The 14,303-nt window shown below is 69.2% G+C and carries 15 protein-coding genes; 11 read left to right on the plus strand and 4 right to left on the minus strand.

What is annotated here, in order from left to right:
- Window positions 1-32: 32 nt before the first annotated feature.
- Window positions 33-470: a rhodanese-like domain-containing protein gene (locus tag ACZ5BU_RS20545; protein WP_465700997.1), complete on the minus strand. Its 438-nt coding sequence runs from the start codon at window positions 468-470 to the stop codon at window positions 33-35.
- A 65-nt stretch (window positions 471-535) separates the two neighbouring features.
- Window positions 536-2,416 (minus strand): Na+/H+ antiporter NhaA, encoded by a 1,881-nt coding sequence (gene nhaA, locus ACZ5BU_RS20550; RefSeq protein ID WP_465700999.1) that lies wholly within the window; start codon window positions 2,414-2,416, stop codon window positions 536-538.
- Between the two features lie 109 nt (window positions 2,417-2,525).
- Between nhaA and ACZ5BU_RS20555 the strand changes: the two genes are divergently transcribed.
- The 4 genes from ACZ5BU_RS20555 (at window position 2,526) to ACZ5BU_RS20570 (ending at window position 6,420) form a co-directional block, all read left to right on the plus strand.
- Window positions 2,526-3,212, plus strand: a complete 687-nt coding sequence (locus ACZ5BU_RS20555) for a GAF and ANTAR domain-containing protein (protein ID WP_465701001.1) — start codon at window positions 2,526-2,528, stop codon at window positions 3,210-3,212.
- Window positions 3,213-3,462: 250 nt separating this feature from the next.
- Entirely contained in the window at window positions 3,463-4,608 is a 1,146-nt protein-coding gene (locus ACZ5BU_RS20560; protein ID WP_465701003.1) for an ROK family transcriptional regulator, read from the plus strand.
- Between the two features lie 83 nt (window positions 4,609-4,691).
- The gene (locus ACZ5BU_RS20565; RefSeq protein ID WP_465701005.1) at window positions 4,692-5,897 is read left to right on the plus strand and encodes a molybdopterin molybdotransferase MoeA; all 1,206 of its coding nucleotides are present in this window, start codon (window positions 4,692-4,694) and stop codon (window positions 5,895-5,897) included.
- A gap of 43 nt (window positions 5,898-5,940) precedes the next feature.
- Entirely contained in the window at window positions 5,941-6,420 is a 480-nt protein-coding gene (locus ACZ5BU_RS20570) for an SRPBCC family protein (RefSeq protein WP_465701006.1), read from the plus strand.
- On the opposite strand, the gene ACZ5BU_RS20575 is transcribed toward ACZ5BU_RS20570, so the two are convergent.
- Window positions 6,421-6,846, minus strand: a complete 426-nt coding sequence (locus ACZ5BU_RS20575; protein WP_465701008.1) for a MerR family transcriptional regulator — start codon at window positions 6,844-6,846, stop codon at window positions 6,421-6,423.
- A gap of 174 nt (window positions 6,847-7,020) precedes the next feature.
- A complete protein-coding gene (locus ACZ5BU_RS20580) occupies window positions 7,021-8,055 on the minus strand; it encodes an aminotransferase class V-fold PLP-dependent enzyme (RefSeq protein WP_465701010.1) in 1,035 nt (344 codons plus the stop codon).
- A gap of 82 nt (window positions 8,056-8,137) precedes the next feature.
- Here ACZ5BU_RS20580 and ACZ5BU_RS20585 point away from each other — a divergent pair, with 82 nt between their 5' ends.
- From ACZ5BU_RS20585 to ACZ5BU_RS20615, 7 genes are all read left to right on the plus strand, one after another.
- Entirely contained in the window at window positions 8,138-9,178 is a 1,041-nt protein-coding gene (locus tag ACZ5BU_RS20585; protein WP_465701012.1) for an aldo/keto reductase, read from the plus strand.
- A 50-nt stretch (window positions 9,179-9,228) separates the two neighbouring features.
- The gene (locus ACZ5BU_RS20590) at window positions 9,229-9,783 is read left to right on the plus strand and encodes a hypothetical protein (protein ID WP_465701014.1); all 555 of its coding nucleotides are present in this window, start codon (window positions 9,229-9,231) and stop codon (window positions 9,781-9,783) included.
- 57 nt (window positions 9,784-9,840) lie between these two features.
- Entirely contained in the window at window positions 9,841-10,062 is a 222-nt protein-coding gene (locus tag ACZ5BU_RS20595; RefSeq protein WP_465701016.1) for a hypothetical protein, read from the plus strand.
- A 52-nt stretch (window positions 10,063-10,114) separates the two neighbouring features.
- Entirely contained in the window at window positions 10,115-11,125 is a 1,011-nt protein-coding gene (locus tag ACZ5BU_RS20600) for a LacI family DNA-binding transcriptional regulator (RefSeq protein ID WP_465701018.1), read from the plus strand.
- 91 nt (window positions 11,126-11,216) lie between these two features.
- Window positions 11,217-12,494, plus strand: coding sequence for an extracellular solute-binding protein (locus ACZ5BU_RS20605; protein ID WP_465701020.1), 1,278 nt, complete (start codon window positions 11,217-11,219; stop codon window positions 12,492-12,494).
- A 15-nt stretch (window positions 12,495-12,509) separates the two neighbouring features.
- A complete protein-coding gene (locus tag ACZ5BU_RS20610) occupies window positions 12,510-13,391 on the plus strand; it encodes a carbohydrate ABC transporter permease (protein ID WP_387657727.1) in 882 nt (293 codons plus the stop codon).
- A complete protein-coding gene (locus tag ACZ5BU_RS20615; protein WP_465701022.1) occupies window positions 13,388-14,281 on the plus strand; it encodes a carbohydrate ABC transporter permease in 894 nt (297 codons plus the stop codon). Before ACZ5BU_RS20610 ends, ACZ5BU_RS20615 begins: the two co-directional genes overlap by 4 nt.
- Window positions 14,282-14,303: the final 22 nt, after the last annotated feature.

Below are 14,303 nucleotides of genomic sequence, written 5' to 3' on the forward strand. Positions count from 1 at the left end.
ATGCATGTAAAACCTCAACGTGCACAGGAGTTTCAGCACGCACACGCGATGCCGCGCGGTGCGGTGAGCGGGTCGGACTCGCGGCGTTCGATCCCGTCCGCGGTCTCGATCGGACCACCTTCGCGCACCCAGTACTCGTACCCGCCGATCATCTCCTTCACCGGGTACCCGAGCTTCGCGAACTCCAGCGCCGCCCGCGTCGCCCCGTTGCAGCCGGGTCCCCAGCAGTACGTCACGACCGCGACGCCCTCCGGTACGACGGCCGCGGCCCGGGCCGCGATCTCCCGCGTCGGCAGATGAACGGCACCCGGTACGTGCCCCTGGTCCCAGCTCTCCTGGCTCCGGCTGTCGATCAGCACCCAGCCGGTGACACCGGCGCCGATGTCCGCGGCGACATCGGACGCGTCCGTTTCGTAGGCCAGCCGTCCGGCGAAGTGCGCGACGGCGGCCTCATCGATCTGCTTGGTCATGACGCCAAGCCTCGGCGATCCCGCCGGACGCCAACAGTGGCAGAAATGCCCTAGTACATCAAGATTCAGCCACGGTTGATCTTGGCCCGCGCCCGGGCGACCTTGATCGCCTGCTTCAGCGTCTCGACGTCGTACGCCCCGTAGTGCCGCTGCCCGTTGACGAAGAACGTCGGCGTACCGGACACGCCGCTGGTGTCCGCGGACTCGACGTCCTGCGCGACCCGCGCCGCCGCCACATGCCGCTTCACGTCGTCGTGCAACCGGTCGGCGTCCAGACCGAGCTGTTCGGCGTACCCGATCAGGTCCTTCGGCTGCAGGTTCTCCTGGTTCGCGAGCAGCAGGTCGTGCATCTCCCAGAACGCGCCCTGTGCGGCCGCGGCCTCCGCCACCTCCGCCGCGATCTGCGCCCTCGGGTGTACGTCGGACAGCGGCAGGTGGCGCCAGACGAAGCGCAGGTCGTCGTCCTGCAGGACGTCGCGGACGATCGGCTCCGCGCGGCCGCAGTACGGGCACTCGAAGTCGCCGTACTCGACCAGCGTCACGGACGCGTTCTCGGGCCCGCGGATGTGATCCCGCTCCGGGTCGACCGGGTCCGTCAGGTCCTGCAGCTGCTCCGCGTTGCCGAGCAGCGCGAGCGCCTTCTTCGGCGGGGACAGCAGTTTGGCGGCCCGGAACACCGCCCAGGTGAGCCCGGACGCCACCACCACCGCGGACAGCAGCCCGACCTTCGCCTCGGCCAGCCGCGGCCCGTCGAACGCGATGGTTGCGATCAGCAACGAGACGGTGAAGCCGATGCCGGCGATCGTGCCGCTGCCGAGGACGGCCGCCCAGCCGACGCCCGGGCGGATCCGGCCGCCGCTGACCCGTTCGAGCAGCCAGGACACCGTGGTCACCGCGACCGGTTTGCCGACGACGTACCCGAGCAGGATGCCGAGCGTGATCGGCGACGTGAACGCGCGGCCGAGGAACGCCATGTCGATCGTGACGCCAGCGTTCGCGAGCCCGAACAGCGGGACGATCAGGTAGCTGGTCCACGGGTGGTACAGGTACTGCAGGCGCTCGTTCGGCGAGATCGTGGTCGTCAGGCCGACGGTCGCGGAGCGTGCCAGCTCCGGCGTCGGCTGCTCGCGGAACAGCCGGAAAAGGCCTGTCGCCTCCTCGAGTTCCTCACGTCCGGGCGAGTACGCCGGCGCGGTCAGGCCGATCGCCAGCCCGGCGACCACCGGGTCGACGCCGCTCTTCAGGAGGGCGGCCCACATGAGTACGCCGAGTAGGCCGTACATCCAGGGCTTGCGTACCTTGAACACCGCCAGCGCGAGCACGATCGCGAACGCGACCACCGCCAGTACGAGCGGCATCAGCTTGACGTCTTCGCTGTACATGACCGCGATCACGACGAGCGCGAGCAGGTCGTCGACGACGAACACGGTCAGCAGGAACACCCGCACCCGATCCGGTACGCCCCGCCCGACCAGCGCGAGCAGACCCAGCGCGAGCGCGGTGTCGGTGGACATCGCCACACCCCAGCCGTGCGCCCCGTCGCCGCCCGCGTTGAACGCCAGGTAGATCAGAACCGGGGCCACCATCCCCGCGATCCCCGCCAGCATCGGCAACACGAACCGCGACCGGTCCCGCAGATCGCCCAGGTCGAACTCCCGCCGCGCCTCCAGCCCCACCACGAGAAAGAACAGCGTCATCAACCCGCTGTTGATCCAGTCCCGCAGATCCAGCCCGAGCTCGCGATGGCCCACCCCGATCGACAACTCGGTCCGCCAGAACTCGTCGTACGTCCCCGGCGCCACGTTGGCCCACACCAACGCCACCACGATCGCCGCCGCGAGAACCCCCGAACTCCCCGCCTCGGTCCGCAGGAACGCCCGCAACGGCGCGGCGACCTCCCGCCGCCAGTCGGTCCGCCCGCCCAACAGACCAGCCACGTCCGCCATACGCACACTGTAAGGGGAGAGACCTGATTCGCGGGCCGGCTAACACTCTGGAGGAGTTGGGCTGCATCATGTCGTTGCCCGATGTGCAGTCCATGCCCTGGAGATTCCAGTGACCGAGCCCGATCTCCCCAACTCCGCGGACACGTTCGCCCGGTTGGCGGTCGAGCTGCACGAGGCGCCCGGGGTGGAGGAGACGATCGAGGCGGTGGTGCAGTTCGCGCAGCAGGCGTTGAACTGTACGTACGCCGGCGTCGCGCTCTACACCCGTGGTTCGCGGGCGGAGATCGCCGCGGTGACCGACCCGGTCGTGACGCAGTACTACGAACTACAGCTCGCCACCGAGAGTGGTCCGCTCATCACCGCACTCCGGGACCGCAGCACCGTCCTGATCCGCGACACCAGCACCGACGAGCGCTGGCCGGACGTCGGTGCCCCCGGCATCCGGAGCGTTCTCGACGTACCGCTGGCCACCGGTGACGAGGCCCGCCGTACGGTCGGCGTCCTCGGGCTGTACAGCGATCAGCCCGACGCGTTCACCGCCGACGACGACGCGATCGCGCACATCCTGGCGCAGCACGCGTCCGTGGCGGTGGCGTCGGCGCGGCACGAGGCGGCGATGGCGCAGGCGGTCGACGCGCGGAAGCTGGTCGGGCAGGCGATGGGGATCCTGATGGAACGGTTCGACGTGGACGGCGACCGGGCGTTCGCGATCCTCAAGCGGTACTCGCAGGACACCAACACCAAACTGCGCGACGTCGCGCAGCAACTCATCGATACGCGCAGACTCCCGCACTGAGCCCGATCTGACACCGTTGTCCGCGCTCCGGCCGGCGCAAACCGTTGCATACTGCGAGGTGAGCCTGACGCCGGGACTTGTGCGGCCAGTACCGCGGACCGGGTCACGTCCCGGCGTCTGAAGCCCGGGCGGTGCTAGGTCCTGTCTGGTAATCCAGCGCCGTAGCGAGGAGGTGCTCGGTGCGGCGAGGTGCCGTGCCGAGTGCCCCGCAGTAGGCGATGGATTGCCAGACAGGGCCTAGTCTGGCGGGATGGGTGAGTGGCGGCCGTTGGCGGGACCGTCGCGGCAGGTGGCGCTGGAGATCCTGCTGGACGGGCCGTTGTCGCGCGCCGAGCTGTCCCGTCGCGTCGGCCTGTCCCCGGGCAGCCTGACCCGGCTGACGAAGCCGATGGTCGAGTCCGGCCTGCTCGTCGAGGTCGAGACCGGTCCCACCGACGCCCGCGTCGGCCGCCCGTCGCAGCCGCTGGACCTGGACGCGAACGCGCACCACTTCGTCGGAGTCAAGCTCACCGGCGACTCCGCGATCGGCGTACTGACGACGCTGCGTGCGGACGTCCTGGCCACCGTCGAGCGGCCGATCACCGACGCGACACCGTCGGCGGTCGCCGAGCTGGTCCTCGAGATCATGGACGAGCTGCAGGTCCAGGTGCCGGGCGGCCGGTCGCTCACCGGACTCGGCGTCACGATCGGCGGCCGGGTCGCGAACCGGTCCGAGGTCCGCTGGGGCCCGTACCTGAACTGGGTCGACGTACCGTTCGGCGAGATCCTCGCCGCGCACACCAGGGTCCCGATCGTGCTCGCGAACGACCTGACCTCGCTGACCGAGGCCACGCACTGGTTCGGCGCCGGGCGGAACTCGGACCGCTTCGTGCTGATCACGATCGGCGCCGGCGTCGGGTACGGGCTGGTCGTCCACAACAAGGTCGTCGATAGCCCCGACGTCACCATCGGCCTGATCGGCCACCACCCGCTGCTCCCCGACGGCCCACTGTGCGACCGCGGCCACCGCGGCTGCGCCCTCAGCCTGCTGACGGTGAGCGCCGTCACCAGCCAGTTGGGTACGGCGCTGGGCCGGCCGGTCGGCTACGAAGAAGCGCTCGATCTCGCGGCGAAGGGTGATCCCGCCGCGCGCGAGATCGTCGGCCGGGCCGGCCGTGCCCTGGGCAAGCTGATCGCCGCCGCGGCGAACTTCACCATGCCGGAGCTGGTCGTCCTCGGCGGCGAGGGCGTCCGGCTCGCGGAGGTCGCTCGCGAGGAGCTGCTCGCCGCGCTGCACGCCGACCGGCATCCGTCGGCCGCCGAGCTGCCGATGGTGATGCAGCCCGCGGACTTCAGCGAGTGGGCCCGTGGCGCGGCCGTCGTCGCGATCCAGACGTTCGTCCTCGGCACCGAGTAACTGCCTGTCGCGTGACCGGCCGCACACCGGCCGCCGGGCGGGGCCGGGTCGACAACCGGAAGCTGGTTGGAGAGGGTTGGGGTGTGGAGGACAGGCCCGGGGTGACGCGCGCGCACCGGCATCGCGACGCGGTCGAGTGGGACGTGGCTCGACGGCTGGCGCATGCGGTGGCGCGACCGGGCCAGGTCGTCTCCAAACCCCTCGAGGACGCGGACGGGTGTGTGCTGGGTACGCCGCTCGTCGCGCCGGTCGCCGTACCGCCCGTGGACCGGTCGGCGATGGACGGGTACGCCGTCCGCGGGAACGGGCCGTGGCGGATCATCGGCCACGTCGAGGCAGGCGCCGCGGACCCCGGAACACTGGACGAGGGCGAGGCGACGGGGATCGTCACCGGTGCGACAGTTCCCGCCGGCGCGACGTCGGTCGTACGGTCCGAGGACGCGATCGTCACCGGCGACCGCCTGGAGGGACCGGCCAAGGAAGGCCGTCACATTCGCCGCGCCGGCGAGGAATGCCGTCCCGGCGACCAGCTCCTCCCCGCCGGCATCGTCGTCGACCCGGCCGTCCTCGGGCTGGCCGCGACCGTCGGCCTCAACCGGCTCACCGTCATCCCGAAACCGGTCGTCGCCGCGGTGATCACCGGCGACGAGCTCGTCCACCGCGGCCCCTCCGCCCCCGGCCGGGTCCGCGACGCGATCGGCCCGATGCTGCCCGGCCTGATCACCCGTGCCGGAGCGCTGAACGGCGGACTCACGCACCTCCGCGACGACCCGGACGAACTGGTGAAGGCGATCGAGGAAAGCTCGGCCAGCGTTGTCCTTGTTTCCGGATCGTCGGCTTCAGGACCTGCCGACCACCTGCGCGCGGTCCTCGGCGACCTGGAAGCAGAGCTGATCGTCGACGGCGTCGCCTGCCGCCCGGGTCACCCGCAGGCGCTTGCCCAACTCCCCGACGGCCGCCTCGTTCTCGGACTCCCCGGCAACCCGCACGCCGCGCTCGTCGCCTTCCTGACGCTCGGCGTCGCGGCCATCACCCGCCTGCGCGGCCTCCCGCTCCCTCAGCTCGCGAACGTCGCCGTACCGGGCGGCATCACCTGCCACCCCACGAACACCCGCCTGGTACCGGTCCGGCTGACCCCGCAGGGCGCCGTACCGGTCGGCCACGGTGGCGCCGCCATGCTCCGCGGCCCCGCGATCGCCGACGCCCTCGCCGTCGTCGCCCCCGGCCCGTCCGAGGCGATCGCCGCCCGCCTGCTCCCGATCGACCCCGGCGCCCGACCCTGGATCTAGATCGAAATGTCGAGGTGATCAGGTTGCCTACGATGTCCCGGGTATGAACGACAACGGAGTGACCGGTGCGACCACCGGCGTCGAGGTCCTGATGAGCCTGCCGATCCACGAGCTGTGGTCCGGCATCACCGCGATCGAGCGGTACGGCGAGTGGAGCCCCGAGTGCTACTACGGCGCCTGGCTCGAGCCGCAGACCCGCTTCGAGGCGCGCAACCGGTTCGCGGACGGGTTCGAGACGTACGTGACCTGCACGGTCACCGTTTTCGAGGAGCCGAAGCGGTTCGGCTGGGACGTGTACGGCGACGAGGACGTCCCGCTGGCGCACTGGGAGTACGAGCTGACGGACCGGGGCGCGCAGACGCTCGTCCAGCAGACGTTCACGCACGGTCCGGGAGTCAGCGGGCTGCGGCTGGGCGTCGAGGAGCACCCGGAGCGCGCCGCCGAGATCATCCGGGGACGCCTCGACGAGCTTGCGGCGAACATGCGCAGCACGCTCGCCGCGATGGAGACCGCGCTCAGCTGATCAGGACGCCTCGCTGGCTGCCTGCTCCGACGGAGCCGTCCAGAGGCAGTCGGCGGTGCCGGCGTCGACGTGCTGCTGGTAGATGTCGACCTTCCAGGTGATCACGTTCAGGCACTCGTTCAGCGCTGCGATCTGCTCGGCCACGTAGTCCTGGTGGCTCTTCAGCAGCGCCAGCCGGTCCGCCTCGTTCCCGGGACCCTGCCGGACCAGGTCCGTGTACTTGCGGATCGTGTCCAGCGGCATGCCGGACGAGCGGAACTTGATGCACATGTTCAGCCAGTCGACATCCTCCTCGGTGTAGACACGCCGCCCGTTCGACTCCCGCCGTACGGCGTCCGCCAGCAGCCCCTCGCGCTCGTAGAACCGCAGCGCGTGCACACTCAACCCGGTCCGCTCCGCCACCTGCCCGATACTCAAGCCAGCCATATCGGCAGCTTAGAGGGTGTCTGAGAATCCTGCGCCGTCGCGAGCAGGTGCTCGGTGCGGTGCATCGGCGTGCGGGGGCGAAGGACTCGATGCGGAGCATCGTGGCCTTTGCACCCGTGCGGCGAGGTGCCGTGCCGAGTGCCGCGCAGTAGGCGCAGGATTCTCAGACACCCTCTAAAGCAAGGGCTTCAGGGCTGAGAGGGCTTGATGTACGTCGGCCTGCGTCGTGTAGATGTGGAACGACGCGCGGAGCTTGCCGTCGCGGACCGCCGCGCGGATGCCGGCTTCGGCGAACGCCTCCTGTGCGCCGGGGAGGTTCGTGCTGACGATCGCGCTGTTGGACGGTTCGAGGCCGAGGCCCGCGCGGAACTCGTTGGCGAGTTCCAGGTTGTGCCGGTTGATGGTTTCGACGCCGAGCTGCTCGACCAGTTCGAGCGCCGGCGCCGCGCCGACGAAGCTGAACCACGCCGGCGACTGGTCGAACCTTCGCGCTCCCGGATCGAGCTCCATCGCCGGGCCGTAGTACGAGCCGTGCACGTCGCGGGCGGCGTACCAACCGGCGGCCGACGGGCGGCACCGCTCCTGCAACCGCGGCGACAGGTACCCGAACGTCGCGCCGCGTGGCGACATCAACCACTTGTAGCTGTGCGCGATCAGCGCGTCGACCCCGTCGACCATGATCGGATGCCAGCCGACCGCCTGGGTCGCGTCGAGGACCACGAGCGCGTCGATCTGCTTGCTCGCGGCAACTACCGCGGGCAGGTCGAGGACGGCGCCGGTCGACGACTGTACCGAGCTCACCGCGACCACGTCGATGCCCGGCGTGATGGACGCGACCAGCTCGTCCGACGGTACGGCGACCACCTGGACGCCGCGGTCCGCGTGCACCTGCCACGGGAAGACGTTCGACGTGAACTCCACGTCGTCGGTCAGCACCTTCGCGCCGTCCGGCAACGCGTTCGCGATCGGAGCCACCGCCGCGGACACCGTGCTCCCGACGAACACGTCGACGGCGTCCGCGCCGATCAGCCGGGCGAACGACTCCCGCGACCGCGTCGTCGACTCGTCCCACGGCTCCCAGCTGGTCGCACCGACCCGCCAGTCCGCCAGCGCCGCCTGCAACGCCTCCCAGGCGGGCCGCGGCGGCAGCCCGTACGACGCGGTGTTCAACCAGCCCGGCTCCGGATCCCACAGACCTGCAATGTCCATGCTCGCCACTGTAGGCACGACTTGACCTAGACAGCGCTCTAGCTCTTAGCGTTCGGGACACCGACACGAAGGAGCTGGGAAGATGCGCTATCGCACCTTGGGTGGGACCGGGATCGAGGTCAGTGAGTACTGTCTCGGAGCGATGATGTTCGGTGCCGCCGGGAACCCGGACCACGAGGACTGCATCCGGATCGTCAACACCGCGCTGGACCGGGGGATCAACTTCGTCGACACCGCGGACATGTACTCCGCGGGCGAGTCCGAGGAGATCGTCGGCAAGGCGATCAAGTCGCGCCGCGACGACGTCGTACTCGCGAGCAAGGTGCACTTCCCGCTCGGCGAGGGCCGGAACCGGAGCGGCAACTCGCGGCGCTGGATCACCCGGGCGATCGACGACAGCCTGCGCCGGCTCGGCACCGACTGGATCGACCTGTACCAGATCCACCGGCCGGATCACACCACGGACATCGAGGAAACCCTGTGGGTGTTGAGTGATCTCGTCACTGCCGGGAAGATCCGCGCGTTCGGCTGCTCGGCGTTCCCGGCCGAGGAGATCATGGACGCGTACCACGTCGCCGGGCAGCGCGGGTACGGACGGTTCCGGACGAACCAGCCGGTGTACTCGTTGCTTGCCCGCGGCATCGAGCGCTCGATCCTGCCGATGTGCCGGCGGCTGGGGATGGGCGTACTGACCTACAGTCCGCTCGCCTTCGGCTTCCTGTCCGGGAAGATCCGCAAGAACCAGCCCATCGACCTCACGTCCGGCCGCGCGGCGATGGCACCCCAGCGCTTCGATCCGGCGCTGCCCGCCAACGCGGCGAAGTACGACGCCCTCGAGCAGCTGATAGAAGTTGCCGACAGCATCGGCATGACACTGCCCGAGCTGGCGATGGCCTTCGTCACCACCCACCCGGCCGTCACGTCGGTGATCTCGGGTCCCCGCACGATGGATCAACTCGAAGGCCTGCTCAAGGCGTCCGACCTGACGCTGGACGAGAAGACCCTCGACCGCATCGACGAGATCGTCCCACCGGGGACAGACCTCTACGTCGTCGACGGCGCCTGGCAACCCGAGTCCCTCACCGATCCGACCCAACGCCGCCGTACCCTCGCCGGCCGCTGAATTGCCGGTGCGCGACGACGTGGACCCGATCGGCGGATAGCTTGGCGCCCATGTTGATGGCTCGATCGGCGCAAGAGGCTTGGTTGTACATGGACCTGCGAGTCTGCGACTGCGGAGCGAAGGAGTTCGAGCGGGCGCATCGGCTCGAGGGGCGAGCGGGCGCGCTGGTGTCGGTGTACGAGGGCACGTGTGGCAGCTGTGGACGCGAACGCGCGTACAAGTTCGAGATGACTGACGAACTGCCGCCGGCGCCGCCCGCCTTCGGTGGCGACGAGCCGTCGGAAATCATCGATCCAGGGGAGTTCCTCTGGGTCAGCGACACGGTCGGCGAGGACACCGGGCTGCGGTTGCTGAACGCGCCGCCGGCCGAACAGCGCCAGTGCCGTGCGGCGTGGGAGTACTCGCTGGCGGCACTGCAGGAGGTCTTCAAGTTCCTCCCGGCCACCGCGGACCAGGTGCCTGCGGAACGGTTCACGTCCGAGCGCGGCCGGGAGCTCTACCGCACGAGTCCGGACCGCTTCGAGCGCCGGTGGCTGATCGACGACTTGGCCCGGAAGCGCCGTATCCTCGCCGGCATCGACACGTTCAGCCCGCCCCTCGCCTGAACCCACGTCGTGGCCGGCAGGTCGTATCGTGGTGTCACAGCCATCAGGGAGGGTGTCATGAGCTTCGACAGGCCCGGTCTGCCACACCCCGGTCACGAAATGGATCCCGCGGTCGACGAGACACTCCGCGAGGAAGGTGTCGAGCTGACCGACGACGACGAGCCGGACATCCCGGAGCACCCGGGTGGCCGGTCCGCCGGTCCGCAGCCGAACCCGCCCCGCCGTCCACCGCACGACACTCCCGAGGACACCGAGGGCGCCGCCGGCACCGAGGACTGACCCACGCGATCGGTCGTGCACTACGGTGGCGTCCCATGACGGGGAATCAGCCATGGCGGTGACGATGCGCGATGTCGCGCGCGAGGCCGGTGTGTCCCCGAAGACCGTCTCGAACGTGATGAACGGGTATCCGTACATCCGCGACGAGACCCGGACCAAGGTGCTCGCCGCGATCGACGCGCTCGGCTACCGGATGAACCTCTCCGCCCGGAACCTGAAGTCCGGGCGGACCGGCGTGATCGGCCTAGCCGTGCCCGAGCTGAGCCTGCCGTACTTCGGTGAGCTGGCCGACCAGGTGATCGTGGCCGCCGACGAACACGGCCTGACCGTGATGATCGAACAGACCGGCGCGGATCGCGAGCGGGAACTGACCGTCCTGAGCCGGCCCCGGGGCCACCTGGTCGACGGCCTGCTCTACAGCCCGCTCGGCCTCGGCCAGGAGGACATCGACCAGCTGAAGCCGAACACGCCGATGGTGCTGCTCGGCGAGCGGATCTTCCACAGCCCGGTCGACCACGTGATGATCGACAACGTCCCGGCCACGAAGGCCGCGGTCGAACACCTGCTGGCCATCGGCCGCCGGCGGATCGCGGTCCTCGGCGTGCACCCCGGCGAGAAGGTCGGCACGGCCGCCCTCCGGTACGGCGCGTACGCCGAAACCCTGGCCGAACACGGCCTGGAGGTACCGGCCGAGCTCGCCTTCCCGGCCGGTCGCTGGCACCGCTCGACCGGTGCCGAGGCGACCGAGCGGCTGCTCGCGTCCGGCCTCGAGTTCGACGCGATCCTCGGGTTGAACGACACCCTCGCGCTGGGCGCGCTGCGGGTCCTCAGCCGGCACGGCATCCGGGTCCCCGACGACGTCGCGCTGGCCGGGTTCGACAACATCGACGAGGCCAGCTACAGCACCCCCAGCCTGACCACAGTCGATCCGGGCCGTGCGGAGATCGCGCGTACGGCGGTCGACCTGCTGGTCCGGCGGATGGCCGGCGACGACTCCGAACACCAGGAGATCGCCGTCCGGCACGAGCTGCACATCCGCGAATCCACGCTCGGTACCTACTGACGTCTTGACGCCCCCGAAGGGTCCGTGCCATCTTTCTACACCGATGTACTACATCGGTGTAGAAGCGTGCTCCACTCCGCCTGGAGGACAGATGCCCCCTTACTCTCCTGGGCGTCGAGCAGCACTTGGTGGCCTGCTCGGCGCACTCACTCTCACCGGCTGCGGCAGCCTCAGCTCCAAACCCAAGGTCCGGGAATGGAACCTGTTCGGCGGCGGGGACGGCGCCCGCCTGCTGCAGATCCATCAGCAGTACGTCGCCGAACACCCGAACGTCGCATTCCAGGCGCACACGCTGGCCTGGGGACCGCCGTTCTACACCAAGCTGGCGATGTCAGCGGCCGGCGGCCGCGCCCCGGAAGTCGCGACGATGCACATGTCCCGGCTGAAGGGATTCAGTCCGGCGACGATGCTCGACCCGATCCCGGTCGACCTGCTGAACGCCGCGGGTGTGCAGCAGTCCGACTTCCTGCCCGCCACCTGGGACCGCTGTGTGATCGACGGCAAGTTGTACGCCGTACCGCTCGACCAGCACCCGTTCGTGCTCTACTACAACACCGAGATCTGCAAGAAGGCCGGGCTGCTCGGCCCGGACGGCAAGATCAAGCCGGTCAAGGGCGTGACCGCGTTCCTCGACATGCTCCGGGCGGTCAAGTCCGTCACCGGCAAGTACGCCGTCTCCGTCGACACCACCAGCCCGTGGCGGCTGTGGTACACGCTGTACGGCCAGCTCGAAGGCAAGTTCTTCAACGAGGACGGCACCCAGCTGGTGCTCGACGACGCCAAGGCGCTCGAAGCCCTGGACCTGATCGCGAAGCTCGCCAGTGAGGGGCTCACGCCGCGATCGGCGAACTACGCGGCCCTGGTCGCCATGTTCAGCAACGGCGACGCGGGCATGAGCTTCAACGGCGAGTGGGAGGTCACCACGTACCAAACCGCGAAGCTGCCGTTCAGCATGGCGCCGTTCCCGGTCGTGTACGACGTGCCGAAGTTCCAGGGCGACTCGCACACCTTCGTGCTGCCACACCAGGCGCACCGCAACGCCGACGACACCAAGGCGACGATCGGGTACATCGCCTGGATGCTGAAGCACAGCGCCGAATGGGCGGCCGGCGGTCACATCCCGGCGTACCAGCCGGTGGTGAAGAGCCCGGAGTACCTGAACCTCAAGCCGCAGGCGGAGTACCGCAGCGTGGCCCCGAACGTGCTGTACGACCCGGACGCGTGGTTCAGCGGCTCGGGCGCCCAGCTGGAGAACGAGTCGGCGGCCGCCTTCGGCGGGATCGCGAGCGGACAGGTCACTCCGAAGGCCGCGCTCGCCCAGTTCAAGGCCGCTACCCAGAAGCTTCTCGACACCCCGTCCCCGGTCTGACAGGAGGACCCCCTGATGGAAAGAGCGGACTGGAAACAGCGCTGGGGCGGGCTGTTCTTCGTCGCACCGTTCCTGCTGCTGTTCGTTGTCTTCATGCTGTGGCCGATCGTGTCCGGCTTCTGGAACAGCTTCTTCAACACCAGCCTGGCCGGCGTCAAGCACGAGTTCCTCGGCCTGCAGAACTGGCGGGACCTGTTCGGTGACCCGGCCGTCTGGTCGTCGCTGAAGAACACGCTCGTCTTCACCGCGATGAGTACGCCGCCGCTGGTGATCGTCGCACTCGTGATGGCGCTGCTCGCCAACCGCAAGGGCCTGCTCGGCTGGCTGCTGCGGTTCTCGTACTTCGCACCGTTCGTGCTGCCGGCCACCGTCGTGACGCTGATCTGGGTGTGGATCTACCAGCCCGGGTTCGGCCTGGTGAACGGGCTGCTGACGGCCGGCGGCTTCGCCGAGATCGACTGGCTGAACACCGACAACCGCGCAATGCTCGCCGTCGTGATCACGACCGTCTGGTGGACGGTCGGGTTCAACTTCCTGCTCTATCTGGCTGCCCTGCAAGGGATTCCGGAGCAGGTGTACGAGGCGGCCGCGATCGACGGCGCGAACGGGCGGCAGCAGCTGTTCCGGATCACGCTGCCGTTGCTGAGCCGGACGACCGGGCTGATCGCGGTCCTGCAGCTGGTGGCGTCGCTCAAGATCTTCGACCAGATCTACCTGATGACCAACGGCGGGCCGAACTACGCGACCCGGCCGATCATCCAGTACATCTACGAGTCCGGCTTCACCAGCTACCGGATCGGCTACGCGTCGGCGATCTCGTACCTGTTCTTCGCGATCATCGTGATCGTCGCGGTGGCGCAGTTCAAACTGTTCTCCGGGCGAGGGGAGTCGGCATGACGGCGTTGATGGAGTCCGCGAAGTCAGCCGCCCCGACGATCTCGCCCACGCGGAGCGGACCGGTCCGACCGCGCTGGACCTTTGCCGGGACCGCAACCACCGTCGGCGCGGTGATCCTCGCCCTCGTCTGGCTGGTGCCGTTGCTCTGGGCCCTCGACACCTCGCTCAAGCCGGAACCGGAGACGACCCGCGCGCCGATCACCTGGTTCCCGCAGTCGCCGACCACCGGGGCGTACCGCAGCGTCATCGACCAGGGCGACCTGATCCGCTGGTTCCTGAACAGCACGGTCGTCTCGATCCTGGTGACGTCGCTGACCCTGGTCGTGTCGGTGCTCGCTGCGTACGGCTTCTCCCGGACCACGTTCCCCGGGCGGCGCGTGCTGTTCGGGATCATCATCGCCGGCATCCTGGTACCGCCGCAGGTGCTGATCGTGCCCTTGTTCCAGGAGATGACCCGGCTCGGCATGGTCGACACGTACTGGGGCATCGTGCTGCCGCAGGTGGTGGCACCGGTGATGGTGTTCGTGCTGAAGAAGTTCTTCGACGGCATCTCCCGCGACTACGAGGACGCCGCCCGGGTCGACGGCGCGTCCCGGTGGCGGATCGTCTGGAGCGTGATGGTGCCGATGTCGCGGCCGATCCTGGTTGCCGTCGGCATCTTCACCTTCATCGGGGCCTGGAACAACTTCCTCTGGCCCTTCATCGTGACCACCGACCCGTCGATGATGACGATCCCGGTCGGCCTCGCCAACGTGCAGGGCTCGTACGGCCTGCGCTACGCCCAGATCATGGCCTCGGCCGTGCTGGGCGGACTGCCCTTGCTGATCGTCTACGCCTTGTTCCAGCGCAACGTCGTCCGCGGTGTCGGCGACGCGGGGATCAAGGGATAGACAGTGCGACCCAACACGACAG

The sequence above is a fragment of the Kribbella sp. NPDC031520 genome (genome assembly GCF_055580825.1).

What these genes read in the sequence shown, in the direction of transcription:
- ACZ5BU_RS20545 (WP_465700997.1), bottom strand. Translation starts at nt 470, where the DNA reads ATGACCAAGCAGATCGATGAGGCCGCCGTCGCGCACTTCGCCGGACGG.
- nhaA (WP_465700999.1), bottom strand. Translation starts at nt 2,416, where the DNA reads ATGGCGGACGTGGCTGGTCTGTTGGGCGGGCGGACCGACTGGCGGCGG.
- ACZ5BU_RS20560 (WP_465701003.1), top strand. Translation starts at nt 3,463, where the DNA reads ATGGGTGAGTGGCGGCCGTTGGCGGGACCGTCGCGGCAGGTGGCGCTG.
- ACZ5BU_RS20570 (WP_465701006.1), top strand. Translation starts at nt 5,941, where the DNA reads ATGAACGACAACGGAGTGACCGGTGCGACCACCGGCGTCGAGGTCCTG.
- ACZ5BU_RS20575 (WP_465701008.1), bottom strand. Translation starts at nt 6,846, where the DNA reads ATGGCTGGCTTGAGTATCGGGCAGGTGGCGGAGCGGACCGGGTTGAGT.
- ACZ5BU_RS20580 (WP_465701010.1), bottom strand. Translation starts at nt 8,055, where the DNA reads ATGGACATTGCAGGTCTGTGGGATCCGGAGCCGGGCTGGTTGAACACC.
- ACZ5BU_RS20585 (WP_465701012.1), top strand. Translation starts at nt 8,138, where the DNA reads ATGCGCTATCGCACCTTGGGTGGGACCGGGATCGAGGTCAGTGAGTAC.
- ACZ5BU_RS20590 (WP_465701014.1), top strand. Translation starts at nt 9,229, where the DNA reads ATGTTGATGGCTCGATCGGCGCAAGAGGCTTGGTTGTACATGGACCTG.
- ACZ5BU_RS20595 (WP_465701016.1), top strand. Translation starts at nt 9,841, where the DNA reads ATGAGCTTCGACAGGCCCGGTCTGCCACACCCCGGTCACGAAATGGAT.
- ACZ5BU_RS20600 (WP_465701018.1), top strand. Translation starts at nt 10,115, where the DNA reads ATGGCGGTGACGATGCGCGATGTCGCGCGCGAGGCCGGTGTGTCCCCG.
- ACZ5BU_RS20605 (WP_465701020.1), top strand. Translation starts at nt 11,217, where the DNA reads ATGCCCCCTTACTCTCCTGGGCGTCGAGCAGCACTTGGTGGCCTGCTC.
- ACZ5BU_RS20610 (WP_387657727.1), top strand. Translation starts at nt 12,510, where the DNA reads ATGGAAAGAGCGGACTGGAAACAGCGCTGGGGCGGGCTGTTCTTCGTC.
- ACZ5BU_RS20615 (WP_465701022.1), top strand. Translation starts at nt 13,388, where the DNA reads ATGACGGCGTTGATGGAGTCCGCGAAGTCAGCCGCCCCGACGATCTCG.